We start from the raw sequence: 8,450 nt of genomic DNA, 5'->3' as shown, positions 1-8,450 counted from the left end.
TGTTTTAAGTGTTCCCAAAGGGGCACTTGAAACTTAACCATAAAAGAAAGTCTTCAGACTTGCAGCCAAAAAGCGTAGTTTAAACCTAATTTTGCCATCGCAAGCAAATCAAAAGACTTGCAATTATCAACACTTTCAAGTCTCCAAAAGGAAGACTTAAAAGAGCTAAGAAGGCTGTTTTAAGTGTTCCCGAAGGGGCACTTGAAACTGACCTATAAAAGGAAGTCTTCAGACTTGCAGTCAAAAAGCGTAGTTTAAACCTAATTTTGCCATCGCAAGCAAGTCAAAAGACTTGCAATTATCAACACTTTCAAGTCTCCAAAAGGAAGACTTAAAAGAGCTGAGAAGGCTGTTTTAAGTGTTCCCAAAGGGGCACTTGAAACTTAACCATAAAAGGAAGTCTTCAGACTTGCAGCCAAAAAGCATAGTTTAAACCTAATTTTGCCATCGCAAGCAAGTCAAAAGACTTGCAGTTATCAACACTTTCAAGTCTCCAAAAGGAAGACTTAAAAGAGCATAGCCCATAAAAGAAAGTCTTCAGACTTTCACCGAGCTAAAAGCTTTATTTAATCAGATTTTTAAAAATGTCAGCTTATAAATTCAACAATCCAGATGGCATCTATTTTATAACCTTTGCTGTAGTGCAGTGGGTAGATGCATTTACTCGTAAAGAACTTACAGATATTGTAATAGATAGTCTTGGTTTTTGTCAAAAAAAGAAAGGCTTAGTAATCCATGGATGGTGCTTGATGAGTAATCATTTACACCTCATCATTTCAAGAAATGGTACACCGAGTTTTTCTGATATTATGCGAGACTTCAAAAAGTTTACATCAGGACAGATCATTCAAGCTGTACAAAATATTCCTGAAAGCAGAAAAAACTGGATGATGTGGTTATTTCAAAGTGCTGGACAGAAGAATGCAAATAATAAACATTACCAGTTTTGGCAACAAGATAATCACCCCATAGAACTTGTCACTAACCAATTTATGGAGCAAAAACTGGACTACATCCACCAAAACCCAGTCAAGGCGATGCTAGTTGATACTCCTGAACATTACTTGCTTTCCAGCGCACGCGACTATGCAGGTACTAAGGGATTGCTGGCTATAGATTTTTTAGAGTAAAGATAGTTTTACAGACGCAAGCAAGTCAAAAGACTTGCAATTATCAACACTTTCAAGTCTCCAAAAGGAAGACTTAAAAGAGCTAAGAAGGCTGTTTTAAGTGTTCCCGAAGGGGCACTTGAAACTGACCTATAAAAGGAAGTCTTCAGACTTGCAGTCAAAAAGCGTAGTTTAAACCTAATTTTGCCATCGCAAGCAAGTCAAAAGACTTGCAATTATCAACACTTTCAAGTCTCCAAAAGGAAGACTTAAAAGAGCTGAGAAGGCTGTTTTAAGTGTTCCCAAAGGGGCACTTGAAACTTAACCATAAAAGGAAGTCTTCAGACTTGCAGCCAAAAAGCGTAGTTTAAACCTAATTTTGCCATCGCAAGCAAGTCAAAAGACTTGCAGTTATCAACACTTTCAAGTCTCTAAAAGGAAGACTTAAAAGAGCATAGCATAAAAGAAAGTCTTCAGACTTGCAGCCAAAAAGCGTAGTTTAGGTAAAGGCAGCCTAATTTTGCCATTGCAAACAAGTCAAAAGACTTGCAATTATCAACACTTTCAAGTCTCCAAAAGGAAGACTTAAAAGAACATAGCAACTATTTTAATGACCATGCAACACTCAATATATAAAGGCGGGCAAGATAGTGAAATCGTTCAATTGTTTGCTCAAGCATTTACTGACACGGAAGGCAAGAAAGAAGGAGCCTTAATTGGCAATTTGGTGCATACCTTGCTAAAAATAACCCCTACACAGGATATTCGTGTATTCACCACTTCTAAAGAAGAAAAAATAGTAGGTGGGGTTATTTTCTCAAAAATGAGATTTAACCAAAGTACTGTCAATGCCTGGCTATTGTCACCTGCAGCCGTTGTTCCCTCAGTACAAGGCACTGGTGTAGGGCAAGGACTTATCCAACATGCTCATCAGTTTCTCAAAAATGAGGGCGCACAAGTATTAATTACTTATGGAGATATTCGCTTTTACTCTAAAGTAGGTTACAAGCCTATAAGCGAACAGGTAATTCCGGCACCATTGAGGCTAAGTTACCCTGAAGGATGGATAGCACAATCGCTTGAAGGTAAGGAAATCAACCCCATCAAAGGAAAATCGTTTTGCGCAGAAGCGTTGAATAATTCTGTGTATTGGTAAATGCTGAAATATCTCCTTGATAAGCTTTTGAATAGTTACCCTCTACACAATCAAATACTACTCTACCACAAAATTTTGTTCATTCGCTTGGGCAATTTTTTTTATTTATGCATACTTGCAAACGCACACGTCTGGCGTGTCAAGTACTAAAACAATCTATAATGATTTAAGCGTATATGGAAGATCGAGTTATTATTATTGCCACCTCAAAATTAATTGAGGGGCAATTGCCTCAACTACAAGAAGTAATCAAAGAACTACAAGCACATTGCATCAACACCGAAGAAGGCATGTTACAATATGATTGGTATGTGTCTGAAGACTCAAGTACGATCAAAGTATTAGAAACTTATGTCAACGCTGAAGCGGTGCTGTTCCATTTTGACAACTACAAATCTTTTGCTTCCAGACTAGGTGAGTTTCGGGAATTTGTAAGTTTAGAGGTATATGGCAAGGCAAGCGAGGAATTGAGGCAAAAGGTAAAGAAAATCAATGCGGAACACTTTATGCTCGTTTCAGGCTTGAATAAATTGAGGCAGCATTGAAATAATTACAAAATATTTACCACTTTCAACCACCACGTTTAAACCCACACCAGTTGGCAAACAACTATTGTAATAGCTTACCATATAAAACCCATAATAACCAAATGAACTTTAAGAAAATCATCATTCAATTTCTTTTCATCCTCCTTATTTTTACTGCCTGTAATTCGGCACGAAACGTAAGGCACAGCGACAAAAGCCCCGGTAATCCAACACCTTCCAAACTATTCCACATTCCTTATGTCAGTCCAGGAACGTTGAATCGTCCAACAATGATTTTAGTATTGCATGGAGATGCACCATTTAACAAACCTTCTTATCAGTATGCGATTGCCAGGAAAATTGCCAAAGAGAACCAAAATGTGGTGGCAGTAGGAGTGCTCAGACCAGGCTACACCGACAGTAAAGGCAACCGCTCTGAAGGAGAACGAGGAGAAGCCACGGGGGATAATTATACAAAAGAGGTACTTGCTTCTATCCATCACCTTGCGACAAATTTGAAAAAAAGATACAACCCTTCTAAAATAGTCTTAGTGGGTCATTCTGGAGGTGCAGCTATTTCGGCCAATTTACTTGCTAAATACTCAAGCACGTATGCGGCAGCCTTGCTTATCTCTTGCCCTTGTGATGTTCATCGTTGGCGAAAACACATGAAAACATTGCAAGACAACGCCCCAATATGGGACGCAAAGGTAAATAGTCTTTCTCCAATTGAAGAAATTAAGCATCTGGATGATGACGTAAAAGTAATAGTGGTGCATGGAACAAATGACAAAGTAGTGCCCATAAGCATTGCCAATAAGTATGTCAAAGCATTACAAACAAATAAGAAAAAGGTCAGCTTCGTTGCCCTTGAAGGTCAAGGTCACGAAATAGCTTTTAATAAGAAAGTATTCAAACTTGTAAAAGAACTTATTCAATAAGGTTGTTGCGTAAAACCCTCCACTGTTTCAAGTGTTCCCTTTGAGAACACTTGAAACCTATTTATCAAAGCAAACTTCTAGGCTTATAGTCAGATAGTTAAAAAGAATGGTTTAAATCAGCTTTATAATAATTTACGGTAGCAAATTAACAACCCCGAACTTGTCTTTGGGAGAAGTCGAGGGCTTGCATTCATTGCATAATCTTAAGTCTTCCAAAAGAGGACTAAAAAAGCAAGGCCTTAATTTTTTCAAAAAAAGTCATACATTTATGGCAAACAAAGCTAAAAATTAATTGATATGCGACTATCAGACAAAACAACCAAGCACAAGGACTTCATAAGACTATATTCCGACAAGATGGGTTGTAGTGAAAAGAACGCAGAAAAATACTTGGAAGGGTTCATAGATACACTATATGACTGTATGAAAGCTAAGTCGAGCATTACCATTCAACACTTAGGGAAGTTTTATGTATCGGAAAGAAAAGAAAGTACGGCATTCAAATTTAACCCATCTCAAAAAATGAAAGCAATACTTGGTTGGTCATCTAACTATAAAGGAAACATTTAAATATTACATTAGGGTTTTCACTCTCTACAGCTCAAATTTGACATAGCTTTACTTACCCAAAAAAAATCCCCGTTTCAAAACCAGAAACGGGGATTTTAATCTATTATTGAAACCCCACTAAAAGCGAGGGTACTTGGTCAAAAACTTATACAGCTGCGGCTTCTAATGCCATATCTTTAAAGAATGTTTCGCCTTTAGCTGCCATGTCACGTAGTTTGTCCGATACTTTGAAACGGTCGCCATACTGACCTGCCAACTCATCACAATCTTTTACAAACTGCTCGATACCTACGGCATCTACATAAGAGAAGGCACCTCCAGTATAAGGAGCAAATCCCCAGGCTAATATAGATCCTACATCGCCATCGGTTGGGTTACGCAATACTCCTTCTTCCAAACAACGGATACACTCTAACGCCTGACGGTGCAAGAAACGTTTTTTCAAGTCTTCGATGTTGGGTTGCTTTTCTGCCAATGGATAATGCTCTTGCAAACCTGGCCACAAGTATTTCTTGCCATTTTCTGGATACTCATAGAATCCCTTCTTGGCTTTCTTACCTACACGGTCAAGCTCTTCGTTAAACTTGATTACAACCTTGCCACCTGGCATGGCTTCCATAGCTTCACCCGTATCTTTTGAGGTTTGCTTCATAATCTTGTAAGCCAAGTCAAGGGCTACCGCATCGGCTACGTCAAGAGCACCTACTGGCATACCTGCCGACTTACCTGCGTTCTCGATCAAGATTGGGTTGATGCCCTCTTGTAGCATTTCCATACCTTCGGCAGTGTAAGTACTGAAACAACGAGAGGTATAGAACCCACGAGAATCGTTTACTACGATAGGTGTTTTCTTGATTTTTTGGATATAATCTAAAGTAGCTGCCAACGCTTTGTCCGACGTTTTCTCACCCATAATTACCTCTACCAACATCATTTTGTCTACTGGCGAGAAGAAGTGAATACCAATAAATTGGTCAGGACGCTTAGAAGCCTCAGCTAAACCAGTGATAGGTAAAGTAGAAGTGTTAGAACCAAAGATCACATCTTCGCGAATTACAGCTTCAGTTTCCTGAGTGATTTTGTACTTCAGGTCACGGTTTTCAAATACCGCCTCAATGATGTAGTCAGCCGCAGCCAAATCTTCTACCTTGTCAGTAGTTTTGATCAGTTCAAGTACTTGATCAGCTTTTTCCTGCGTGATGCGTTTTTTAGACAAACGTTTCTTCAAAAGATTGCGAGAGTAATCTTTTCCTTTTTCCGCATTTTCTACTGAAATATCTTTCAAGATTACGTTCATTCCAGCCATTGCCGATACATAGGCAATACCTGCGCCCATCATACCTGCACCCAAAATGGCTACAGTGTTGATCTCAGTTTTAGGAATGTCTTTTGGGCGAGCTTCGCCTTTGTTGGCATCCTGGATACCAAAAAACAGGGTACGCACCATACCGCGTGCCTCAGGTGTACGCAATACTTGAGTAAAGTAACGAGACTCAATGTCAAGCGCTTGGTCCATCGGTACCTGCAAACCTTCGTATACACAGTTCATAATCGCCAACTGTGCAGGATAGTTCCCTTTAGTTTTGTCCATCAAAAGCGCTGTACCAGGCATCAATACCTGTACACCTTTAGGGCTTTGGATGTTACCTTTAGGTACACGGTAGTTTTTCTTTCCTACGATTTGTCCCTTGCGGTTCTTTTCGTCCCAGGGTTGCATGATAAACTTATTCTCAGCGATGAACTTCTTCGCTGCTGCCATCATCTGGTCTTTATCGGCTACCAATTCGTTTACCAAACCAGCCTTATGCGCTGCTTCTGGCTTAAGGCGCTTGCCTTCGAGCAATAAAGGAGCCGCAGCCTCGATGCCTACCATACGAGGCACACGTTGGGTTCCACCCGCACCAGGAATCAAACCAATTTGCGCTTCTGGCAAACCAATTTGCGCCTTAGGGTTGTTTACAGCTACTCTGTAGTGACAAGCCAAACATACTTCATAAAAACCACCCAAAGCAGTACCGTTGATACCAGCTACTACTGGCTTACCGCTGGTTTCGTAGCGACGAAATACCTGGTTGAGCTCGCGGGCGTTTTCAAAAGCAGTTTTTACATCTAAATCTTTTTGGGCAAGCATTTTCTTGATCATTTTCAAGTCGGCACCTGCACCAAAAGCATCTTTCTCAGAAGTTATAATAATGCCTTTTACGTCTGTGTCGTTTACCGCTTTATCGGTCGCATCGGCAAAAGCTTTGATAGAGTCTTCGTTTAATACATTCATTGGGTAGCCTTCCATGTTCCAGCTGATAATGGCTACTCCGTCTTCTACGTTATATAAAATCATTGTTTATTTCTAGTTTTTTAGTTGGGAATCCATAGTCGGGAGTCGGGAGTTTTTGTGGCTACTCTACCGACTACCAACTACAGACTATCGTCTATTGACTATTGACTATCGTCTAATTTATACTCTCTCGATAACAGTAGCGATACCCATACCACCACCAATACAAAGCGTAGCTAAGCCTAATGTTTTGTCTTGGCGCTCAAGTTCGTCGAGCAAAGTACCCAAGATAACAGCACCAGTAGCACCCAATGGGTGACCCATAGCAATGGCACCACCATTTACATTCATAATAGACTGATCGATGCCGATGCGGTCCATAAACAACATAGGTACTACAGCAAACGCTTCGTTTACTTCATACAAATCGATGTCGCTGGCTTTCAAACCTGTTTTCTTGAATAGTTTTTCGGCAGCAGGAGCAGGTCCTGTCAACATAATGGTAGGCTCGGTTCCAATAATGGTGAAAGAGTGCATTTTGGCACGAGGCTTCATGCCAGCTTTTTCGCCCGCTTCTTTGTTACCAATCAACAAAGCCGCTGCACCATCGGTAATCTGAGAAGCATTACCTGCGTGATGTACGTGGTTAATTTTTGCCAACTCAGGGTATTTTTGTAAAGCAAGGGCATCTAAACCACCCATTTGCCCCATCATTTCAAAAGAAGGCTTTAATTTGCCTAAACTTTCGGCGGTAGTGCCAGGGCGAATACCCTCGTCTCTGCTCAACAAAGGAATGCCTAAGTTGTCGGTTACCGGGATAATAGATTTGTCGAAACGACCTTCTTTCCAGGCAAGCTCAGCACGTTCGTGCGAAATAGCCGAAAATTGGTCTAACTGCTCACGATTGTATCCATATTTGGTTGCAATCAAATCGGCAGAGATTCCTTGGGGAACCATTTTGTGTTTACCAATCATTTCTGGGCTGGTAAACATAGCGCCTCCGTCTGAACCCATAGGCACACGAGACATAGACTCTACTCCACCTGCTACAATCATGTCCGACTGTCCAGACATTACATAAGCAGCCGCAGTATTGATTGCCTCAAGACCAGAAGAGCAAAAACGGTTCATTTGAACACCGGCAGTGGTTTCGGCGTAGCCAGCTTCGATCACAGCAGCACGGGCAATGTCTGAACCTTGCTCGCCTACTGGAGATACGCAACCCATGATGGCGTCTTCTACCAAAGAAGTATCTAAATCGTTACGGTCGCGAAGAGCTTTTAATACTGTGGTAAGGAGGTGAATAGGTTGGGTGGTGTGTAGAGCTCCGTCGGCTTTTCCACGTCCACGAGGGGTACGAGCAGCGTCGTAAATATAAGCTTCGTTCATAACTAAAACTCGAATTTATTGGGTTTTGGGTAATTTTTCTGACATAAGATCTGACCAAATTCCTTTAGTTTTCTTATATTTAAAAGAGTTGATCAAACCTACAATAGTATGCGTGCATACTATATATTTAAATAAAAAGGAGCGATGCTCCAATCAATTAACATTTTCCAATAGCAAAAAGTTTCAAAAGGCATTGTATGTTTTGTTGTCAATGATCCTGTTCTACTTTTCTATGCAATAATACAATAATTGTTTGAAAAAAGTAAGGAATGCCCATTGAATCTTTGCCAGCGTTTTTTTTAGGTAGAAATTAATTTTACTATTGGTTGCCTAATACAAACATACCTTTAATGCCTATTATTTGTCTTAGGAATGGTGTAAAAATAAATTTCTATAGTTTAATAAAATACCTTCTGTACAATATTAAGTGATGGTACTCCAGTATATCTCCCATTTCTGGTTTATCTCAAGTGATTTAAGGAT

7 protein-coding genes are annotated in these 8,450 nt (G+C 40.1%); 5 read left to right on the top strand and 2 right to left on the bottom strand.

Features of this window, described 5'->3' with window-relative positions; translation table 11 throughout:
- Positions 1-584 precede the first annotated feature (584 nt).
- From Q0954_RS31520 to Q0954_RS31500, 5 genes are all read left to right on the top strand, one after another.
- On the top strand, positions 585-1,130 hold the full coding sequence (locus Q0954_RS31520) for a transposase (protein ID WP_299465157.1): 546 nt from the start codon (positions 585-587) through the stop codon (positions 1,128-1,130).
- Between the two features lie 595 nt (positions 1,131-1,725).
- The gene (locus Q0954_RS31515) at positions 1,726-2,265 is read left to right on the top strand and encodes a GNAT family N-acetyltransferase (protein WP_299465154.1); all 540 of its coding nucleotides are present in this window, start codon (positions 1,726-1,728) and stop codon (positions 2,263-2,265) included.
- Positions 2,266-2,441: 176 nt separating this feature from the next.
- Positions 2,442-2,810: an antibiotic biosynthesis monooxygenase gene (locus Q0954_RS31510; protein WP_299465150.1), complete on the top strand. Its 369-nt coding sequence runs from the start codon at positions 2,442-2,444 to the stop codon at positions 2,808-2,810.
- 104 nt (positions 2,811-2,914) lie between these two features.
- Positions 2,915-3,733, top strand: a complete 819-nt coding sequence (locus tag Q0954_RS31505; RefSeq protein ID WP_299465147.1) for an alpha/beta fold hydrolase — start codon at positions 2,915-2,917, stop codon at positions 3,731-3,733.
- 297 nt (positions 3,734-4,030) lie between these two features.
- Entirely contained in the window at positions 4,031-4,303 is a 273-nt protein-coding gene (locus Q0954_RS31500; RefSeq protein WP_299465144.1) for an HU family DNA-binding protein, read from the top strand.
- A 145-nt stretch (positions 4,304-4,448) separates the two neighbouring features.
- Here Q0954_RS31500 and Q0954_RS31495 read toward each other — a convergent pair whose 3' ends face one another.
- Positions 4,449-6,641 carry a 3-hydroxyacyl-CoA dehydrogenase NAD-binding domain-containing protein gene (locus tag Q0954_RS31495; RefSeq protein ID WP_299465141.1) on the bottom strand — a complete coding sequence of 731 codons (2,193 nt, stop codon included), beginning with the start codon at positions 6,639-6,641 and terminating at the stop codon, positions 4,449-4,451.
- Positions 6,642-6,758: 117 nt separating this feature from the next.
- The gene (locus Q0954_RS31490; RefSeq protein ID WP_299465138.1) at positions 6,759-7,967 is read right to left on the bottom strand and encodes an acetyl-CoA C-acetyltransferase; all 1,209 of its coding nucleotides are present in this window, start codon (positions 7,965-7,967) and stop codon (positions 6,759-6,761) included.
- Positions 7,968-8,450: the final 483 nt, after the last annotated feature.

The sequence above is a fragment of the uncultured Microscilla sp. genome (genome assembly GCF_947493425.1).
In the GTDB taxonomy this organism is placed as follows: Bacteria; Bacteroidota; Bacteroidia; order Cytophagales; family Microscillaceae; genus Microscilla.
The sequence above is the reverse complement of the archived record's forward strand: the minus strand, read 5'-3'. Positions and strand labels throughout refer to the sequence as shown.